The following is a 19,315-nucleotide window of genomic DNA, read 5'->3' on the forward strand; positions in this document are numbered from 1 at the left end:
CTAGATCTGGCCATAGAGCCGCACCAGTTCGGCCATTGCCGCGTCTCCATCTTCGGTCAGGCCGGCATGAACGCCCTTGTGGTCGGCCTCCGGGCGGTTCTGGCTCATCTTCCATTTGCCGGTCAATGTGTCGACCGTGATGTCGATGCCGACAATGCCGCGCAATTGCGCCGCCACGTAAGCTTCCGGTGCGTCATCGACCTTCCAGGGCTCGGCCCGGTTTGCCTCGTGCCGGTCGGTCAGTTCGCCCACCTGTTGGCGCAGCCAGTCGCTGCCGGCCTCGATCCGCGCCGCCCCGCGGGCCTGCACCATGGCGTAATTCCAGGTCGGAACCACCTTGCCGTGCTCGGCTTTCGCGCGGTACCACGACGGCGTGATGTAGCTGTCGACGCCTTGGAACACCACCAGCACGCTGGCCCCGTCCTCAATATGGCGCCATTGCCCGTTGGCGCGGGACATATGCGTGCGCAGCCGGGTGATGCCGTCATCGACGGAAACCAGAAACGGCAGCGGATTGGCTTGAAGGTCATCCGCGGACGATGAAATCAGCAGTCCCAGTGGATGCGCGGTAATCAGCGCCTGCATCACGTTCTCATCGGGCTCGGCAAAATGCGGCGGCTGGTACATGGCGTCTCCTCCCGAAGATTTACTTCCGCTCGATGCCGATCGTTACATCGTCAAGATGGTCATAGGGCGCGCGCGCAAACAGTGCCGGGTCTGAAAGCCAGGCCAGCAGCATGTCGAAGCCGTCCACACCCCAGAATACCTCGTGGCCGGTGCCGGTCGGGCATACGAAGCTCGGCACGCCGAAAACGCCGCGCTCGATCGCCTGATCGGTGTTGGCTCTGAGCGCCGCCTTGGCGGCATCATCCTGGGCCAGCGACAGCGGCACGCCGATCAGTTCGGCGAAGGCAGCGAGTTCATCGTCGGTGTCGGGTGCGCGGCCCTGCTCGAAAACGAAGCAGAATGCCGTGCGCACCATCGCCAGATCGGCATCCGCGCCAACCAAAAGCCGCAGCGCCTTGAGCGGATTGAACGGATGGCGCGGTGGAAACCGCATCTCGACGCCATGTTGCAGCCCAAGAAAAACCGATTGCCGGTAGGTATGCAGCCGCTTGGCGGAAATTTCCGCCGGACCGCGCTGGCCCCAATGCGATAGAACAGCGCCAAGCAGCACCGGAACCGGCCTGACCGTGACATCGGCGGGCAATTCGCCCAGTCGCGCCAGCGCCACATGCGCATAGGGCGAAATCAGGTCAAAGCAGAAATCGATCTGCCGGGTGCTCATGACTGGCTGATCTCGGCGCCGAGGCCGGTCATCATGTCCATGAATTCCGGGAAGCTGGTGGCGATGATCCCGCAATCATCGACATAGACCGGATATTCGCTGGCGAGCCCCATCACCAGAAAGCTCATGGCGATGCGGTGATCGAGCCAGGTGTTGACCACGGCCTCCTTGGTGCGCCCGCCGAGCCCCTTGCCGTCGGGCCGGCCGCGCACCGACAGCCAGTCCTCGCCTTCGGTGCAGTCGACGCCGTTGATCTCGAGCCCGCGCGCCACGGCGGCCAACCGGTCGCTTTCCTTGACTCGCAATTCCTCAAGCCCCGGCATCATGGTTTCGCCGCTGGCGAAACTGGCGGCAACGGCCAGCACCGGATATTCGTCAATCATCGACGGCGCGCGTTCGGGCGGCACCGTCACACCCTTGAGTTCCGACGTCCGCACCCGCAGATCGGCCACATCCTCGCCGCCGGCCTGGCGCGGATCGAGGATCTCGATATTGGCGCCCATTTCCTGCAGGGTCAGGATCAGCCCGGTGCGGGTTTCGTTCATCAAGACGTTGCGGATAAGCACGTCCGAATCCGGCACCAGCAGCGCTGCCACCAGCGGAAACGCGGTTGACGACGGATCACCGGGCACATCGATCGATTGCCCGGAAAGCGTGCCGCGGCCTTCAAGCCGAATGGTGCGCACGCCATCGGCGGCGGTTTCAACTTCCAGTGCTGCGCCAAAACCCTTGAGCATCTTTTCGGTGTGATCGCGGGTCATCACCGGTTCGATCACCGTGGTCACGCCGGGAACGTTGAGCCCGGCCAGCAGTACCGCCGATTTGACCTGGGCTGAAGCCATCGGCACCCGGTAGCTGATCGGCGCCGGAGTGTGTGGCCCGCGCAGCGTCACCGGCAGGGTATCGCCTGGCCCCGATTGCACCTGCACGCCCATGAGCCGCAGCGGATCCAGCACCCGGCCCATCGGCCGCCGCGACAGCGACGCATCACCGATGAAGGTGCTGTCGAAATCATATACGCCAACCAGGCCCATGGTCAGCCGGCAGCCGGTGCCGGCATTGCCGAAATCAATCGGGCCTTCAGGCGCAAGCAGGCAGCCATTGCCGACGCCGCGGATGATCCATGTGTCGCCGTCCTTGCGAATCGAGGCACCCATCGCCTGCATCGCCCGGCCGGTATTGATCACATCCTCGCCTTCGAGCAGCCCGGTGATGCGGGTTTCGCCGCTGGCCAGGCCGCCAAACATGAATGATCTGTGGGAAATCGATTTGTCGCCGGGAATGCGGATATCGCCCTTGAGCGAATGGCTTCTGCGGGCGCTGGCGGGGCGGAGAGGCGTTTGTGTGTGGCCCATGGTCTGTTTCCATGCTGATTTTGGGGGTTGAGCCGGAGGCCCGGCCACTACGAGAGGCTGACTACCACAGCCTCAGGGGCTGCGTCATCCGGCTTGCTTGAAAATAACAGTGAGAATGGCTTTGACAGGCGCGTTCAACATCATTATGGGGTCCGGACTCGCCGAAACGGGAAGTCGTGCGCACCAGCGTTCGCTTCCGGCTAGTTCATGAGGCTTCGACAGTGGCAAAACCGGAACTTGGAACAAAACGCGTTTGCCCCGAGACTGGGCGCAAATTCTATGATCTCAATCGAGATCCAATCGTGTCGCCCTACACGGGCAAGACCTATGCAATCTCGTTTTTCGAGGAAACGGCCAAAACCGTAGCCGCGGCGAAAGAGGTTGAGGACGACAAAGAGGAAGAAGTCGCGGAAGTCGAAGAAGAAACGGCTGACGTGGAAATCGTGTCTCTGGAAGAGGCCGATGAGGGCACTGCAAAAACAAGCAAGTCCAGCAAATCCAGCGATCTTCCCGATATCGACGCCGATGACGACGACGACGTTGATATTGACGACGACGATGACGACACCTTCCTCGCCGACGACGATGATGACGACGACGACGATGTCGCCGACATTATTGGCGTCAGCGATGACGAGGACGATCAGTAAGCTGGCGTCTTTCGGCTTTAAAAGCCGGTTGATTGCGGAAACTGTCACCAAGAGTGATTTTTCGTCTTGATCTTGTGCGGCGGCAGACGTAAGAAGCCGCACCTGCCAGCCACGCGAATGCGGCTGGTTGTTCGTGGGGGGCACGGCGGGCAACCGTCTATCCCTCGCGTCCCGGGGCCATAGCTCAGCTGGGAGAGCGCCTGCATGGCATGCAGGAGGTCAGCGGTTCGATCCCGCTTGGCTCCACCAAACCGCCTACCAAGGCTGTGTTTTCCAAGAATCCAAAAAGCCCAACACCTTGACGGTTCGCTGCGGTCCAAATCTCTGATGGATGGGACGGCTGGCGCACGAAATGAGGGCACTCTAACGATTCCGCTTCAAGACCAACGGAACTCTTGTCCCCGGTAACGGCGACGAAGCCGACCGGGTGGGTCTCATTACGCGCGACCTTGCTGCCTCCAGACAACTTTTTGATAACCAAGTGATCTGAAAGGTTGTCCGGCGCGCCCTGGTTTCGGGCAAATCCGCCGTCTTTTACCGGATCTGAAGAGTTTTTCTGCCAATGCTCGGTTTCGGGAAAGGCAGGGATACAACCATGGATGCTATGAGCGACAACCGCCAAGTGCCGCTGTGCATAGATCTGGATGGGACACTGATCGCCACGGATACGCTCTGGGAAGGGCTGATTTCCGTGTTGCTTCGGCGTCCATGGCTGATTTTTTCCGCCATTGCCTGGGCGATTGCCGGCAAAGCGGTGCTTAAGCGCCAGGTGGCTGCGCGCCTCGGGCATGAGGGCAGCGACTGGCCCTACCGTCCCGAAGTCATCGAGCGGATCAATCTGGCCCGCGAGTCCGGCCAGCCGGTCTGGCTGGTAACCGGGGCGGCCCAGACCACCGCCACCGCGATCGCCGACCATCTGGGACTGTTTGACCGGGTGCTGCATTCCACCGATCAGGAAAACCTGACCGCGCTGCGCAAGCGTGACCGCTTGCTGGCGCTGTGCGGTGATGGCGGTTTTGATTATGTCGGCAACAGCCGCGACGATCTGGCGGTGTTTGACTCCGCCCGGCGGGCCATCATCGTTGCCCCCGACGCCGCCGCCAAACGCTGGGGCGCCCGCCACCAGTCCGAAATGCTGCCGCTGGCAAAAGTCTCGCCGCTGGCCATCTTCAAGTCGATCCGCGTCCATCAATGGCTCAAGAACGTGTTGATCGCGGTGCCGGTGGTGCTCAACCACGAATTGGCCGATACCGGCCTGATCCTGGCAGCTTTCGCCGCCTTCTTCTCCTTCAGTTTCCTCGCCTCGACGGTCTATATCGTCAATGACATTTCCGATCTCGCCAATGACAGGCAGCATCCGCGCAAGCGTCTGCGGCCGCTGGCAAGCGGCGCCGTCTCACTGCCGGTGATCAGCGTTTGCGCCGTGGTGTTGCTCTTGGCCTCGATCGCGCTGGCGAGCCTGCTGCCGCCGCTGTTCTGGGTGGTTCTCGCTGTCTATGCGGCAATCACCACCACCTACACTTTCGTGCTCAAGCGCAAGCTGCTGGTCGATGTTTTCACCCTGGCCGCGCTCTATACCGTGCGGATTATCGCCGGCGCGGCTGCAACTGGAACCGAATTGTCGTTCTGGCTGCTGGCGTTCTCGATCTTCTTTTTCCTGAGCCTGGCGCTGGTCAAGCGCTTTGTCGAACTCGACGAACTCGCCGATGACGATGCTACCCAACTGATGGGGCGTTCCTATGTTGGCGGTGACAAGGACATGATTGCCCAGGCAGGCATTGCCTCGGCGTTTTCGGCGGCGATGGTTCTGGCGCTTTATGTCGACAGCAAGGAAGTGGCCTCGATGTATGCGCAGCCCTGGCTGCTGTGGCCCTTGTGTCCGCTGATCCTCTACATGCTGCTCAGGATCTGGATCCTCGCCCGCCGCGCGCAGATGCACGAGGACCCGGTGGTGTTCATCATGCGCGACTGGCGCAGCCAGCTGGCGACGTTTTCCGGGGCGGCGCTGGTCATCCTCGCCACCGTGCAAGTCTGATCGCACGGTGGGATCGAAATGAGTGCGCAGCACAACAGTTGGGGCCGGGTCACGCGGCGGCACCGCGGCACCGCCAATCTCACGGATCTGGCCGGTTCTCAGGCCGATGGCCTGCTGCCGTTCGGCAATGGTCGCTCCTATGGCGACAGTTGCCACAATGACCGGGGCCGGTTGATCACCATGCGTCCGGGTGCGGCCATTCGTGCGTTCGATCCCGAGACCGGCGTGCTGACGGCTGATGCCGGCGTGCTGTTGTCGGATATTCTCGCGCTGGTCATGCCGCAGGGCTATTTTCTCGAAGTCACGCCGGGAACCGCGCAGGTGACGCTCGGCGGCGCCATTGCCAATGATGTGCATGGCAAGAACCATCACCGCCGCGGCACATTTGGCCGCTCGGTGCTGTCCTTCACCCTGCTTTCAAGCGACGGTAGCCGCACGCTCTGCTCGACTTCAGACAACCAGTCCTTGTTTGCCGCGACCATCGGCGGGATGGGGCTGACCGGCGTCATCGAGGCCGCCACCATCCGACTGATGCCGGTGCCCTCGGCCAATGTCCGGCAGACCGCGTTTCGGTTCACCTCGATTGACGGCTATTTCGACGCGATCGACGAGATTGATGCGCGTCATGAATATTCCGTCGCCTGGATTGATCAGCTGGCGCGCGGCGGCAGTCTGGGACGCGGCGCGCTGATGGCCGGCGATCATGCAGAGCACGGTGGTCCGGCTCGCGCACCCTCCGCGCCGCGGCTGGCGGTGCCGTTTTCGCCGCCGGTCAATCTGCTCAACCGGCTGACGCTGAAAGCCTTTAACGCGCTCTATTACGCCCGTGCCCCGAAAACACCGGAGACAGCAATTGTCCCCTGGGCTTCCTATTTCCATCCGCTTGACGCGATTACCGGCTGGAATCGTCTTTACGGGCCGCGCGGCCTGTTCCAGCATCAGAGCGTCTATCCCTTTGAGACCGGCCGAGAGACCACCATCGCGCTCATCGAATGTGCGCAGGCTCATGGTGCCGCTTCGTTCCTGACGGTGCTCAAGCGCTTTGGCGATGTTCCATCCCCGGGGCTACTTTCGTTCCCACGGCCGGGATTTACGCTGACGCTTGATTTCGCCAACAGCGGCGACAGCACGCTGAAAATGCTCAATGCGCTTGATGCGATCGTGCTGAAAGCGGGCGGGGCGCTCAATCCCTACAAGGATCAGCGCATGGGGTCGGAAATGTTCGCCGCCTCGTTTCCGAACTGGCGGGAACTGGAAGCCATGCGCGATCCGGCACTGATGTCGGACCTGTGGCGCCGCACCGCGATGGCGCTGGAACGCGATCAGACGGCAACCAGCGGCATGCCCACAGCCGCCCGGCACTGAGCCACGGCTGTGGATGCTCACCATCAGGCTTGCAACCCTCACCGCCGCTCAGTATCTGAAGGGTGACAAAGGCCCGAAGCCGGACAGGCTCAGGCGCAAGAGCGAACCAAAGGTCAGCCCATCATGCCCCGCATCTCCATTCTCGGCACCGGTGCCTGGGGAACCGCGCTGGCCGCCGCATTTGTCGGCCAGGGCCACCCGGTGCGCCTTTGGGGCCGCAACAGAGCGGTCTGCGAGGAAATATCCAGCCACCACACCAACCGCGCCTATCTCGGCGAGGCACGCCTGCCTGCGGCCCTCAAGGCCAGTACGGACCTGGGTGCGGTGCTGGCCGACGCCGAAATCGTGCTTGTGGTTGCCCCCGCCCAGTCTACCGGGGATCTGGCCGCCCGAATTTCGGCACTGGTTCCCGACAAAGCGGTGCTGATTGCTTGCGCCAAGGGCATCGACAATCGCACCGGCCAGATGCAGAGCGAATTGATTGCCGCGCAACTGCCGCATCACCCGGTTGGCGTTCTTTCCGGTCCGAGTTTTGCTGCCGATGTGGTGCGTGGCCTGCCCACGGCGGTAACCCTCGCCATGCCCGATCTTGAAGCCGCGCAGCAACTGGCGCGGTCGCTGTCAGGGGGCGCGGTGCGGATCTACGCCTCCGACGATGTTACCGGTGTGCAGATTGGCGGATCGCTCAAGAACGTGATGGCGATCGCCGTCGGCATCTGCCGCGGCGGCGGCATGGGCGCCAGCGCAGAAGCAGCGCTGATCACACGCGGCTATGCCGAACTGGTGCGGCTTGGCGTGGCCATGGGCGCGCGTGCAGACACGCTGATGGGGCTCTCGGGACTGGGCGATCTGGTGCTCACCTGCTCGTCGGAACTGTCGCGCAATTTTGCCTATGGCATTGCCGTCGGCAGCGGCCGGGATGTCTCCGACCTGAAGCTTGCCGAGGGGGTGCACACCGTCTCGATTGCCAATCGGATCGCCGAGGATCACGGCATTGCCTGCCCGGTCATGCAGACCGCGGGGCTGGTGTTGTCGGGCAAGATGTCGGCAGCCGAGGCGCGCACCGCACTGATGGCGCGCCCGATCAAGGCTGAAAGCAATAGGGAGCTTGGTTGAAGCACGGCCTGCCGTTGCCGCCGGCAGCGGGGAGAGGTGGATTATTTCGTTGATTCCGCTCGGGCATGAGAGGAATTTTCACTTTTTCCGTGTCAAATGACACCAACCAATTCATGCCGCGTTCGGAAGAATTCATTTGAATGATAACGTGCACGCATTGATTCAAGCAATTACAGCGTGCTTTGCGCATCCAGATGGATCTGCCGCACTGTAGACCAACCGCCGAAAGGCCGCGCCAAGCGGAGCATTTTATGGGCACAAGTCACACCATCACGCCCGTCATTCTGTGCGGCGGCGCCGGTTCCCGGCTATGGCCGATGTCGCGCGATTCCAAGCCCAAACAGTTCCATCGCCTCGTCAACGACAAGACCCTGCTGACCAATACGCTCGAGCGTGTCGACCACAGGGGCGAGGGTCTGCGCTACCTGCCGACCCGGGTTGTCGGTGGCGTCGGCTTTGAATCGCTGCTGGTCGAACAGGGTGAAACCAGCAGCGTCGAGGTCGAGCGCTATGTGCTCGAGCCGCTGATCCGCGATACTGCACCGGCGATTGCCGCCGCGATTGCCGATCTGGCCGAAACCGACCCGGAGCGGATGGTGCTAGTGCTGCCGTCCGATCACCAGATTTCCGATGTGGCAGCGTTTTTTGATGTTGTCCGCACCGGTGCCGAGGCGTTGGCCGCGCGCGGCGGCATCATGACCATCGGCATCGCGCCGACCCGACCCGAAACACAATATGGCTATATCGAGCGCGGCGACGGCGATGGCCCGGTCTATGATGTCTCGCGGTTTCGCGAAAAGCCGGATCTGGAAACGGCAGAGACCTTTCTGCGCTCCGGACGGTTCTTCTGGAATGCCGGCATCTTCATGTTCCGCGCCGGCGAAATGGGCGCCGAACTCGACCGCCAGCAGCCCGAGGTCTGGGCCCAGGCCCGACAGGCAGTCGAGCGCGCCGAAATTGCCGGCAAATGCTACCGGCTCGACAGCGCCGCCTTCGCCGCCAGCCCCAAGATCTCGATCGATTATGCGGTGATGGAAAACGCCAGCCGCATCAGCGTGGTTGCCGCGTCGTTTGACTGGAACGATCTCGGGTCCTGGAACCAGTTGCACGACGGCTCGCCGCTCGACGAGGCCGGCAATGCCAAGTTCGGTGATGTGCTGGCGATCGATGTTCACAACAGCTACCTGCGCTCGGAAGACCGGCTGTTGGCGGTAGCGGGGCTCGACAACATCATCGTCGTTTCCCAGCCCGACGCGCTGCTGATCGTTCACCGCGACAAGGCGCATCTGGTCAAGGACATTGCCGGCCAGGTCAAGCAATCTGGCGAATGGCCGCCGCTGGCTGTGGCCCATTCAGGCCGACGGGTTCCCTCGCCGCGGGTGATCCGCAAATGGCTGTTCGACACCGCGCTGCCGCTTTGGGCCGGTGTCGGCGTCGACCGCGTGCATGGCGGCGTGCATGAAGCGCTCAGCCACGAGGGTGCGCCCGCCGAACTCGGCTACAAGCGGCTCCGGGTGCTGGCCAGGCAGATCTATTGTTTCGCCAATGCAGAACTGCTCGGCTGGGATGGTGACGCGCGCGAGGTGCTGCGCCATTGCTTTAATACGCTGGTGGAGACCGGCTGGCATCCCGATGGTGGCTGGATTCATATCTGGAACGCCGACGGCAGCGTCAAGGATCCGCAGCGCGACACCTACGACCAGTGTTTCGTGCTACTGGCGCTGGCCTGGCTGTGGAAGGCCACCAAATGGCCCGAAGCGCGGGAATGGGCGGAACGCACGATTACCTATATGGACGATCACCTTGTCGATCACGCCCATGGCGGGTTTTATGAATCGAGCCTGCGGCTCGATTACCGCCGTGCCAACCCGCACATGCATTATCTTGAGGCAATGCAGGCCTGGTATGAAGTCACTGGCGAAACTGCATTTCTCGATCGCGCCCAGACTGCGGTGGACCTGTTCACCACAGTGTTCTTCAATCCTGAGAGCTGGAGCGTCACCGAACATTTCGAGCGCGACTGGTCGGTGCGCGCCGACAAGCCGTCCCGCATCGAGCCCGGACATCATTACGAATGGGTGTGGCTGCTGCTGCGCCAGGCGCGGTTTGCCGATCAGCCGCAACTCAAGGAATATTGCCGCAAGCTTTATGCCACCAGCCACGCCTTCGGCCATGCCCGAGGGACTGACGCGGTGTGCGATTCGATGGCGCCGGACGGCTCCGCGATGGTAGGCACCGCGCGGCTGTGGTGCCAGACCGAAGCGCTGAAGGCCGGGCTTTTAAGCCGCGCCGAAGGCTTGCCCGGCGATGAGACGTTGTTCATCCGGATGCTCGACGTGATCTTCAACCGCTACCTGATCACACCTGTGGCCGGTGGCTGGTACGATCAGATCGACCCCAACGGGCGGGTGATATCCAAGGATATGCCGACCAGCACATTCTACCATGTGTTCTGTGCGCTGGTGGAGTATCTCCGGCACGAAGAAATGCTGGGCTGAGCCGTCGGCAGGACGGCCGGCATCAACGCGACATCCAGGGAGTAGCAAATGGCGGCGAAATTTGGCACCAGCGGTCTGCGCGGCCTTGTCGGCGACCTCACCGACGGAACCGCCGCGGCCCATGCGCGGGCCTTTGCCCGGCACTTGCGGCAGACCGGGATGGCGGCCTCAGGCGCACCAATTTACCTCGGTCAGGACATGCGCGCATCAAGCCCGGAAATTGCCGCGCAATGCGCCGCAGCCCTGATTGCCGAAGATCTCCACCCGGTTGATTGCGGCGTCATCCCGACGCCTGCGCTGGCGCTTTACGCGATGAGCCAGGGCGCTGCCGCGCTGATGGTCACCGGCTCGCACATTCCCGACGATCGCAATGGCGTCAAGTTCTATCGGCCCGATGGCGAGATCGATAAGGATGACGAGGCGGCGATCTCGCGGCTTGCGCCCGAGCTGGTCGGGCCGCTGCCAGAAGCAGGCCTGCTCGATACGGATTCCGGAGCCGCCACGCAAGGCTTTATCGCGCGCTATCGCGGTTTCGTGCCGGAGGGGATCTTCGAGGGGCTGCGTGTCGGGGTGTATGAACAAAGTTCTGCCGCCCGCGAGGTCCTTGCGACGGTGCTCGAACAGGCGGGCGCCACGGTGATCAGGCTTGGCCGGTCCGAGGCGTTCATCCCGGTCGATACCGAGGCGGTGTCGGAAGAAACCCACAGGCTGGCAGCGAGCTGGGTCAAGTCCGAAAGGCTCGATGCGCTGGTGTCTGCCGATGGCGATGGCGACCGGCCCTTGCTGGTTGACGAGACCGGCACAGTGCTGCGCGGCGACGCGCTGGGGCTGATTGTTGCCCGTTATCTCGATGCCGACGCCGTTATCACGCCGGTCACCTCCAATTCCGGCATCGAGCAGCGCTGCCGGGCCGAGGTTCACCGCACAAAAGTGGGCTCGCCCTATGTCATCGCCGCAATGGCTGAAGCTCTGCGCGGCAGCAAGGCCCGGGTGATCGGCTTTGAAGCCAATGGCGGCGTGCTCACCGGCAACCGCACCCGCGCGGGGGCCGCTGATCTGGCGCCGCTGCCGACCCGCGACAGCGTCTTGCCGCTCCTCTGCGCCCTGGCTGCCGCGCGTGCCGTCGGCCAAAGCGTCTCGGCCCACGTGGCTGGGCTCGAACTGCCGGTTGCCATCAGCGACCGGATCGAGAATTTTCCCACCGATGTCAGCCAGGCGCTGGTCGCGCGACTATCAGGCGATGAACAGGTCTGCGCGAGCTTTTTCTCAGCGCTCGGGCCTATAGCGCATACCGACCGCACAGATGGTCTCAGGATCACGCTCCAAAACGGCGATATCGTCCACCTCCGCCCCTCCGGCAACGCACCGGAAATGCGGATCTACAGCGAGGCGACGAGTGAAACCAGAGCGCGGGCGCTGATCGCACAGGTAAGGGAGCAGGTTCGCAACAGCACCGGCGGCTGACGCGCCAAGAGCGCTCATACGGTCAGATGCTTGCGGATTTCCGGGTCGTCGAGGGTCTCTGGTGCCCCTGAATGGACCACCTTGCCCCGATCCATGATGTAGATGTGGTCACCGATCTCGCGGCAGAAATCGAGATATTGCTCGACCAGCAAAATGGCGATGCCCTTGTTGCGCAGCACCGTCAGCGCCCGGCCGATATCCTTGATCACCGAGGGCTGAATGCCCTCGGTGGGTTCGTCAAGCACCAAAAGCTTGGGACGGATCACCAGCGCCCGGCCGATTGCCAGTTGCTGCTGCTGACCGCCGGAAAGGTCACCGCCACGCCGCCCGAGCATTTCCTTGAGCACCGGAAACAACTCGAAAACCTCGTCGGGTATGGTTTTCTTGCCGCGCGGTAGCGCTGAAAACCCGGTCTGCAGGTTTTCCTTGACCGTCAAGAGTGGAAAGATCTCGCGGCCCTGCGGCACGAATCCGATCCCGGCGCGGGCGCGGTCGTAGACTTTCCTGGTGGTGAAGGTCTCTCCATCAAACCGTATGTCACCGAAGCTCAGCGGATGGTGCCCGATCAGCGATCGCAGCAGGCTGGTCTTGCCGACGCCGTTGCGTCCCAGAATGCAGGTGATCCTGTCGCTGGCAATCTCCAGGCTGACACCCCTCAGCGCTTCGGCGGCGCCATAATGAAGTCCGGCATTTTCGATCTGCAACATCTGTCGTTCACCTCCCCAGATAGACATCGACAACGCGCTGGTCGGCGCTGACGTGATCGAGCGACCCTTCGGCCAGCACCGAGCCCTCGTGCAGGCAGGTGACCTTGACGCCGAGGTCGCGAATGAAGTCCATGTCGTGCTCGACGACGATCACCGTGTGGGTCTGGGCGATTTCGCGCAACAGCCGCGCGGTTTCGGCGGTTTCCGCATCGGTCATGCCAGCAACCGGCTCGTCGACCAGCAGCAGTTTCGGGTCCTGGGCCAGCAGCATGCCGATTTCCAGCCATTGCTTCTGCCCGTGTGACAGGTTCTCGGCCAGTTCGTGCCGGCGGGCTTCGAGCCGGATGGTCGTGAGAATGCTGTCAATGCGCTCGCTTTCGTCGGTATTGCGGGAACCAAACAGCAGTCCCTTGATCCTGAGCCCGCCGGACATGGCCAAAAGCAGGTTGGTTTCCACCGAGTGGTTTTCGAACACCGTCGGTTTCTGGAACTTGCGGCCGATGCCCATGGTGGCGATCGACGATTCATCATGCTTGGTCAGATCGATCTTGCCGTCGAAAAACACGGTGCCTTCATCGGGACGGGTCTTGCCGGTGATGATGTCCATCATCGTGGTCTTGCCTGCGCCATTGGGACCGATGATGGCCCGCATCTCGCCGGGGCCGACGGCCAGCGACAATTCATTGATCGCCCGGAATCCGTCAAAACTGACCGAGACATTGTCGAGATAAAGCATCGAGGACGTCAGCCGCGCGGTCATGGCCTACTCCGCTGCTTGGGGTTGGGGGGCGGGCAAGGGCGCAGCGCCCTGGCTTGGTCTGCTCTGCCGCCGCTGCCGCGCCCATTGAGACAGCGTACCGACCAGCCCCTTGGGCAGGAACAAGGTGGTCAGCACGAACAGCGCGCCGAGCACGAACAGCCAGTATTCCGGCAGCAAGCCGGTAAACCAGCTCTTGCCGCCATTGACCAGGAACGCGCCGATGGCCGGGCCGACGATGGTGCCGCGCCCGCCGACTGCGGTCCAGATGACAATCTCGATCGAGTTGGCCGGGGCGAACTCGCCCGGGTTGATGATGCCGACCTGCGGCACGTAAAGCGCACCGGCGATTCCGGCCATCATTGCCGACAGGGTCCAGATGAACAGCTTGATGTTTTCCGGTCTGAACCCCAGGAACCGGGTCCGGCTTTCCGCGTCGCGGATCGCTACCAGCACCTTGCCGAAACGCGACGCCGAAATCGCTGCCACCAGCATCAGGAACAGGCTCAGGAACAGCGCGCTGAGGCCAAACAGAGCAGCACGGGTCTCGCGCGCCTGGATGTCGAAGCCGAGAATGTCCTTGAAGTCGGTCAGCCCATTATTGCCACCAAACCCCATGTCGTTGCGGAAAAACGCCAGCAGCAGCGCATAGGTCATGGCCTGGGTGATGATCGACAGATAGACGCCGGAGACCCGCGACCGGAAGGCAAACCAGCCGAAGATGAAGGCGAGCAGGCCGGGCACAGCCATCACCATCAGCGCGGCAAACCAGAACTGGTCAAAGCCGGTCCAGAACCACGGCAGTTGCTGGTAGTCCAGAAACACCATGAAATCGGGCAGCACCGGGTGACCATAGACGCCACGGGTGCCGATCTGGCGCATCAGATACATGCCCATGGCGTAGCCGCCGAGTGCGAAAAACGCGCCATGACCGAGCGAGAGAATGCCGCAATAACCCCAGACCAGATTGAGTGAAACCGCAAGCATCGCGTAACACAGGAATTTGCCCATGAGCGCGACAATATGGTTTGGCACGTGCAACGGCGAGCCCGGCGCGGTCGCAAGGTTGGCAAGCACGATCAGCACGGCGGCGAGGCCGATCAGGGTCACCGCGATCCACGTGCCACGGCCAATCAGGGCGGGGTGCACCTGCGTGCTCATGTCTCCACCGCCCTTCCCTTGAGCGCGAACAGCCCGCGCGGTCGTTTCTGGATGAACAGGATGATGAGGACGAGAACCAGGATCTTGCCGAGCACGGCGCCGGTATAGGGCTCGAGAAACTTGTTGGCGATGCCGAGCGTCATGGCGCCGACCAGGGTTCCCCACAGATTGCCGACGCCGCCAAAGACCACGACCAGGAAGGAATCGATGATGTAGCTCTGGCCCAGGTTGGGCGAGACATTGTCGATCTGCGACAGCGCCACGCCGGCAATGCCGGCAATGCCGGAGCCGAGCCCGAAGGTCATGGCGTCGACCCACGAGGTCTTGATCCCCATCGCGCCAGCCATTCGCCGGTTCTGGGTCACGGCCCGCATTTCCAGCCCCAGTGCCGAGCGGTTGATGATCAGATAGAGCGCAGCAAACACTACCGCGGCGAACACCACGATCCACAACCGGTTCCAGGTGATCGACATCTGCCCGATCTCGAAGGCGCCGGACATCCACGAGGGATTGCCAACTTCGTGGTTGGTGGGCCCGAACAGGGTGCGCACGCTCTGCTGCAGGATCAACGACACGCCCCAGGTGGCGAGCAATGTCTCCAGTGGCCGGCCGTAGAGAAACCGGATCAGCCCGCGCTCCATGATCACGCCGATGGTGCCGCTGACAAGAAAGGCCAGCGGAACGGCAACCAGCAGCGAATAGTCAAACAGTCCCGGCGCGGTGGTGCGGAACACTTCCTGCACGGCGAAGGTGGTGTAGGCGCCCAGCATCACCATCTCGCCATGGGCCATGTTGATCACCCCCATGACGCCGAAGGTGATGGCAAGGCCGATGGCGGCCAGGAGCAGCACCGATCCGAGCGAAATCCCGTACCAGATGTTCTGCGCTGCCGACCAGGCGGCGAGGCTTTCCTCGACCTTGGCAATGCCGGCGTCGAGTTTTGTCTTCAATTCGCCATCGGCAGCATTGGCATAGGCCGACAGCAGCGCCAGTGCCGCGCGGTCGCCCCGGGCTGCAATGATGTCGATGGCTTGGGATTTTTCAGCAAGCGGAGCATCGGTGGCAAGCACCGCCGAGGCGCGTGCTTCAATGAAGGTTGAGCGCACATTGGCATCGGTTTCGGTTTGCAGCGCTTCATCGAGCGCTTCAAGCGCGGAGGCATCCGATTGCTCGAAGATCGTCCGGGCGGCAGTCCGGCGCACATCGGCGGATTTGGCCTTCAGTGTCAGCCCCGAAAGTGCCGCAGCAATCTTGCGCCGGAGCGAATTCTTGATCTTGATTTTCTTCAAACCGGACGCCTCGACGGGGCCGTCCGTGAGCGCTTCGCCGCTTACGGCGTCGCGCAGCACAAGGTTCGGAGCCTCACCCTCGACCACCAGCACCCGGCCGTCGGTGGTGCGGGCCATCAACGTGCCATCTGAAAGGCTGCGCAATGCCAGAGCGGCGCGCGGATCGCCGGTCGCAGCAAGGCGCTCGATGACGGCTTCGACCTGGCTGAATTTCTTGGCTTCGGCGAAGGCGGCGATGATGTCCTCAAGCGAGGGGGCTTGCGCGCCGGCCTTGGCCACAAGCGTCAGCAACATGGTGGTGATCAGAAAAAGGGTGCGCAGCATGGTGTGATGATTTTCCGGGAATGGGGTGGCGACAGGGTTGGGCCGGTGATGTCCGTTGCCGCGTCCAAGGGGTACGGCCGCCCGCGGGGGGGGCAGGCGGCCGCAGTCGTTCTTAGTTGCTGACCGTGCCGACGCAGGTCTCGGTTTCGGTGTTGTAGTTGCCGCATTTCAGGTCGACCCAGTCTGCCTTCAGCACCGCCGATTCCGGCAGGTAGTCGGACCATGCATCACCGGGCACCAGATCGTCGGTCCGCGAAACCACCTCGAACTGGCCGTCGGCCTGGATTTCACCGATCAGCACCGGCTTGGTGATGTGGTGGTTGGCCAGCATTTCCGACATGCCGCCGGTCAGGTTCGGGACCTCGACGCCGACGATGGCGTCAATGACCGCATCAGGATCGGTGGAGCCGGCCTTCTCGACCGCCTTGATCCACATGTTGAAGCCGATGTAATGGGCTTCCATCGGATCGTTGGTAACGCGCTCGGCGCTGGTGAAGGCTTTCCACTTTTCGATGAACGCCGCATTTTCCGGCGCATCGACCGACTGGAAATAGTTCCAGGCAGCCAGGTGGCCGACCAGCGGCGCGGTATCGAAGCCGGCCAGTTCTTCCTCGCCGACCGAGAATGCCACGACCGGAATGTCGGAGGCCTTCACGCCCTGATTGCCGAGTTCCTTGTAAAACGGCACATTGGCGTCGCCATTGACGGTGGAGACAACGGCGGTCTTCTTGCCGGCCGAGCCGAAGCTCTTGATGTCGGAGACGATCGTCTGCCAGTCGGAATGGCCGAACGGCGTATAGTTGATCATGATGTCCTCTTCAGCCACGCCCTTGGATTTGAGGTAGGCTTCGAGGATCTTGTTGGTCGTGCGCGGATACACATAGTCGGTTCCCGCCAGCACCCAGCGTTCGACTTCTTCTTCTTCCATCAGGTAATCGACGGCGGGAATGGCCTGCTGGTTCGGCGCGGCGCCGGTGTAGAACACGTTGCGCTCGCTCTCCTCGCCCTCATACTGAACCGGGTAGAACAGAACGTTGTTGAGTTCCTTGAATACCGGCAGCACCGATTTGCGCGACACCGAGGTCCAGCAGCCGAACACGGCCGATACCTTGTCAGCCGAGATCAGCTCGCGGGCCTTTTCCGCAAACAGCGGCCAGTCGGAGGCCGGGTCGACGACGACGGCTTCCAGTTGCTTGCCGAGCAGGCCGCCCTTGGCGTTCTGCTCCTCGATCAGCATCAGCATGGCGTCCTTGAGGGTCGATTCCGAAATCGCCATCGTGCCCGACAGCGAATGCAGGATGCCGACCTTGATCGTCTCATCGGCCGCGAATGCGGCGGGCAGGCTGATTGCAGTTGCCAAAGTTGCGGCCGAAGCGAGCAGCATGGCCCGGCGAGTAAATTTCGTCATGAAAGTCTCCGTCAGTTGCAGTTGCACCGACGAAAGCAACGCAATGTGTGTGCCAGATTCCCTTTCGGCTGGTATCGCGCTGCGTAGGTATATGTAATTGTTGACCGAATCCGCTCGATGTGACCATAGCGGCGACCGCCGCAAGCGCGACTGGTTACGGCTGTCGACCAACTCGAAAGATTAAAAAATAGTCAAAAACAGAAATTGCCCGAATATCGACCTGTTGGCGGAGCCACATCAGACAGGGGACTGCAGGGCATTGCCAAGATGTTCATGTCTAATTGTAAAAGTGGCTGATGCCCCAGTCTTTCAACTGATGGGACAGACGCACTAATCCGCCAGACCATTGCAGGTTTGCAGGGAACACAAAGATAGGTTTCGGATGTCTGGCCTGGACACCGGGACCGTCGTTTCATGACAAAATTCGAGGACTGTTAAATGAATGAAATGAGCTCCTTCCAGCGCATTTCGCGTGAGCGCGGAGTAGAGTTGGCCACCAAAATTCTGGCAAGAGCGGGATATTCGGATGATCATGCTTCAATCATGATCGAGAACATGGTCGAAGCGCAGGCTCAGGAGTGCCACTCCCATGGTCTGTATCGCCTGATTGACTGCACCAAAGTGGCCAATGCAGGGTTGGTCAATCTAACTGCCGTCCCTGTTGTTACAGACCATGCCGCAAGCGTCGTTAAGGTTGACGCCGGTGGCGGGAATTCATTGCTGGCCTTCAAGAAAGGCCTGGGGTTGCTTTCGGAAAAAGCCAAGGCAAACGGGATTGCTGCGCTCGCCATAAACAACTCATTTCATTATTCAGCACTTTGGTGGGAGGTCGAACTGATCTCGGAATTGGGGCTCGTGGCACTCGCCATGTCACCTACGATGCCATTTGTTGCGCCTTATGGCGGAATCAAGCCGCTGTTGGGCACCAACCCAATGGCGTTCTCGTGGCCGCGTCCGGGTGGTGAGCCCTACACCTTCGATTTTGCCACCAGCGCCGCGGCGCGCGGCGAGGTAGAGATTCGCCGCCGCAGAGGTGAGACACTCCCGCCAGAATGGGCGATCGACAATGAGGGCAACCCAACGACTGACGCCGAAAGGGCCATGTCGGGCGCTCTGCTGCCGTTCGGCAAACATAAAGGGTCGGCCATTTCGATCATGGTGGAGCTTCTGGCCGGTCCCATGATTGGCGATCTTCTAAGCCATCAGACGGGGCAGGTGAACAATACCGAGAACAAGGGTCTTGTACACGGCGAGCTGATTATAGCCATTGATCCAGACCGCTTCGGTGTGTCGGTCGATGCGGCCGAGGGGCTTTTTCAGGAAATTGTCGGACAGGGTGCCCGCTTGCCATCTCAACGCAGACGAACGGCCAGCAAGCGCTCGCAATCAGATGGTCTCTTGATATCGAGTGAACTTCTTGTGGAGCTTACCCAGCTTTGTGACGGCTAAAGGCGATTGTTGCATTACTCGATGCGGGAGTTGTTTTTGAAAATGGCAATATCATACGCTGGTGAACTGTGTCTCGGGTGGGCCCGGATATGGCAATTCTGACTTTGCGGGTTTGGGGTAACCAGCCCTGGTGCTTTCACGTTAGTGCTTGCGGTTCTGCTGGAATCGTTAGGGCCAACTTTATCATTTACCCTGGCACTCGTTGCTGGAGTTCTTGCCACCGCCGGGTTGATTTACGTGTCACCAAAGAAATTGGCGCCGTGAGCGGATTGGAGGCCTCGAAACACCTCCCGGCTTTTGGTAGTTCGAGCGGATGAGGCGAGGACAGCTAGGGTTTCTAATTTCGATGAGCGTTACGAGCAGTTGAGCGCGGGTCAACGGTGCCTTGAGAAGCTGAACGCAATCATTCCGTAGGGTACAATTGAAAGCCAGGTGGCCAAGGTGCAGAA

General features: G+C 61.7%; 15 protein-coding genes and 1 tRNA gene. 8 read left to right on the forward strand and 8 right to left on the reverse strand.

Annotation, left to right across the window (positions count from 1 at the left end; genetic code table 11):
• Genes ACK6D9_RS04680 through aroA form a run of 3 tightly spaced genes read right to left on the reverse strand, consistent with a single transcriptional unit; the run spans position 1 to position 2,643 of the window.
• Positions 1-627 (reverse strand): FMN-binding negative transcriptional regulator, encoded by a 627-nt coding sequence (locus ACK6D9_RS04680; RefSeq protein ID WP_412050818.1) that lies wholly within the window; start codon positions 625-627, stop codon positions 1-3.
• A gap of 19 nt (positions 628-646) precedes the next feature.
• Positions 647-1,288, reverse strand: a complete 642-nt coding sequence (locus ACK6D9_RS04685) for a 2-hydroxychromene-2-carboxylate isomerase (protein ID WP_412050819.1) — start codon at positions 1,286-1,288, stop codon at positions 647-649.
• Positions 1,285-2,643 (reverse strand): 3-phosphoshikimate 1-carboxyvinyltransferase, encoded by a 1,359-nt coding sequence (gene aroA, locus ACK6D9_RS04690; RefSeq protein WP_412050820.1) that lies wholly within the window; start codon positions 2,641-2,643, stop codon positions 1,285-1,287. The genes ACK6D9_RS04685 and aroA overlap by 4 nt, the downstream gene beginning before the upstream one ends.
• A gap of 221 nt (positions 2,644-2,864) precedes the next feature.
• On the opposite strand from aroA, the gene ACK6D9_RS04695 reads away from it, so the two are divergent.
• The 7 genes from ACK6D9_RS04695 (at position 2,865) to ACK6D9_RS04725 (ending at position 11,771) form a co-directional block, all read left to right on the forward strand.
• Positions 2,865-3,293 (forward strand): TIGR02300 family protein, encoded by a 429-nt coding sequence (locus ACK6D9_RS04695; RefSeq protein ID WP_322990367.1) that lies wholly within the window; start codon positions 2,865-2,867, stop codon positions 3,291-3,293.
• Positions 3,294-3,466: 173 nt separating this feature from the next.
• Positions 3,467-3,542: transfer RNA gene (locus ACK6D9_RS04700), tRNA-Ala, on the forward strand.
• 346 nt (positions 3,543-3,888) lie between these two features.
• The gene (locus tag ACK6D9_RS04705) at positions 3,889-5,328 is read left to right on the forward strand and encodes a UbiA family prenyltransferase (RefSeq protein WP_412050821.1); all 1,440 of its coding nucleotides are present in this window, start codon (positions 3,889-3,891) and stop codon (positions 5,326-5,328) included.
• A gap of 18 nt (positions 5,329-5,346) precedes the next feature.
• Complete coding sequence (locus ACK6D9_RS04710) at positions 5,347-6,693, forward strand: FAD-binding protein (RefSeq protein WP_412050822.1); 1,347 nt, start codon at positions 5,347-5,349, stop codon at positions 6,691-6,693.
• A 123-nt stretch (positions 6,694-6,816) separates the two neighbouring features.
• Positions 6,817-7,809, forward strand: a complete 993-nt coding sequence (locus ACK6D9_RS04715; protein ID WP_412050823.1) for an NAD(P)H-dependent glycerol-3-phosphate dehydrogenase — start codon at positions 6,817-6,819, stop codon at positions 7,807-7,809.
• A gap of 251 nt (positions 7,810-8,060) precedes the next feature.
• Positions 8,061-10,307 carry an AGE family epimerase/isomerase gene (locus ACK6D9_RS04720; RefSeq protein WP_412050824.1) on the forward strand — a complete coding sequence of 749 codons (2,247 nt, stop codon included), beginning with the start codon at positions 8,061-8,063 and terminating at the stop codon, positions 10,305-10,307.
• Between the two features lie 48 nt (positions 10,308-10,355).
• Positions 10,356-11,771, forward strand: coding sequence for a phosphomannomutase (locus tag ACK6D9_RS04725; RefSeq protein WP_412050825.1), 1,416 nt, complete (start codon positions 10,356-10,358; stop codon positions 11,769-11,771).
• 14 nt (positions 11,772-11,785) lie between these two features.
• On the opposite strand, the gene urtE is transcribed toward ACK6D9_RS04725, so the two are convergent.
• From urtE to urtA, 5 genes are all read right to left on the reverse strand, one after another.
• On the reverse strand, positions 11,786-12,478 hold the full coding sequence (urtE, locus tag ACK6D9_RS04730; protein ID WP_412050826.1) for an urea ABC transporter ATP-binding subunit UrtE: 693 nt from the start codon (positions 12,476-12,478) through the stop codon (positions 11,786-11,788).
• A 7-nt stretch (positions 12,479-12,485) separates the two neighbouring features.
• Entirely contained in the window at positions 12,486-13,238 is a 753-nt protein-coding gene (gene urtD / locus ACK6D9_RS04735) for an urea ABC transporter ATP-binding protein UrtD (RefSeq protein WP_412050827.1), read from the reverse strand.
• A 3-nt stretch (positions 13,239-13,241) separates the two neighbouring features.
• Positions 13,242-14,396, reverse strand: coding sequence for an urea ABC transporter permease subunit UrtC (gene urtC / locus ACK6D9_RS04740; RefSeq protein WP_412050828.1), 1,155 nt, complete (start codon positions 14,394-14,396; stop codon positions 13,242-13,244).
• Positions 14,393-16,009: an urea ABC transporter permease subunit UrtB gene (gene urtB, locus ACK6D9_RS04745; RefSeq protein WP_412050829.1), complete on the reverse strand. Its 1,617-nt coding sequence runs from the start codon at positions 16,007-16,009 to the stop codon at positions 14,393-14,395. The genes urtC and urtB overlap by 4 nt, the downstream gene beginning before the upstream one ends.
• A 112-nt stretch (positions 16,010-16,121) precedes the next feature.
• Positions 16,122-17,417, reverse strand: a complete 1,296-nt coding sequence (urtA, locus tag ACK6D9_RS04750; protein WP_412050830.1) for an urea ABC transporter substrate-binding protein — start codon at positions 17,415-17,417, stop codon at positions 16,122-16,124.
• A gap of 447 nt (positions 17,418-17,864) precedes the next feature.
• On the opposite strand from urtA, the gene ACK6D9_RS04755 reads away from it, so the two are divergent.
• Positions 17,865-18,866 carry an Ldh family oxidoreductase gene (locus ACK6D9_RS04755; protein ID WP_412051736.1) on the forward strand — a complete coding sequence of 334 codons (1,002 nt, stop codon included), beginning with the start codon at positions 17,865-17,867 and terminating at the stop codon, positions 18,864-18,866.
• The last annotated feature ends 449 nt before the right edge of the window (positions 18,867-19,315 follow it).

The sequence above is a fragment of the Hoeflea sp. Naph1 genome, from assembly GCF_046837775.1.
Taxonomy (GTDB): Bacteria; Pseudomonadota; Alphaproteobacteria; order Rhizobiales; family Rhizobiaceae; genus Hoeflea.

Bases quoted from the DNA above. Each gene is read 5' to 3' on its own strand.
- urtC (WP_412050828.1), bottom strand. From the start codon at position 14,396: ATGAGCACGCAGGTGCACCCCGCCCTGATTGGCCGTGGCACGTGGATC.
- aroA (WP_412050820.1), bottom strand. From the start codon at position 2,643: ATGGGCCACACACAAACGCCTCTCCGCCCCGCCAGCGCCCGCAGAAGC.
- ACK6D9_RS04685 (WP_412050819.1), bottom strand. From the start codon at position 1,288: ATGAGCACCCGGCAGATCGATTTCTGCTTTGACCTGATTTCGCCCTAT.
- urtB (WP_412050829.1), bottom strand. From the start codon at position 16,009: ATGCTGCGCACCCTTTTTCTGATCACCACCATGTTGCTGACGCTTGTG.
- urtD (WP_412050827.1), bottom strand. From the start codon at position 13,238: ATGACCGCGCGGCTGACGTCCTCGATGCTTTATCTCGACAATGTCTCG.
- ACK6D9_RS04710 (WP_412050822.1), top strand. From the start codon at position 5,347: ATGAGTGCGCAGCACAACAGTTGGGGCCGGGTCACGCGGCGGCACCGC.
- urtA (WP_412050830.1), bottom strand. From the start codon at position 17,417: ATGACGAAATTTACTCGCCGGGCCATGCTGCTCGCTTCGGCCGCAACT.
- ACK6D9_RS04720 (WP_412050824.1), top strand. From the start codon at position 8,061: ATGGGCACAAGTCACACCATCACGCCCGTCATTCTGTGCGGCGGCGCC.
- ACK6D9_RS04715 (WP_412050823.1), top strand. From the start codon at position 6,817: ATGCCCCGCATCTCCATTCTCGGCACCGGTGCCTGGGGAACCGCGCTG.
- urtE (WP_412050826.1), bottom strand. From the start codon at position 12,478: ATGTTGCAGATCGAAAATGCCGGACTTCATTATGGCGCCGCCGAAGCG.
- ACK6D9_RS04725 (WP_412050825.1), top strand. From the start codon at position 10,356: ATGGCGGCGAAATTTGGCACCAGCGGTCTGCGCGGCCTTGTCGGCGAC.
- ACK6D9_RS04705 (WP_412050821.1), top strand. From the start codon at position 3,889: ATGGATGCTATGAGCGACAACCGCCAAGTGCCGCTGTGCATAGATCTG.
- ACK6D9_RS04680 (WP_412050818.1), bottom strand. From the start codon at position 627: ATGTACCAGCCGCCGCATTTTGCCGAGCCCGATGAGAACGTGATGCAG.
- ACK6D9_RS04755 (WP_412051736.1), top strand. From the start codon at position 17,865: ATGAGCTCCTTCCAGCGCATTTCGCGTGAGCGCGGAGTAGAGTTGGCC.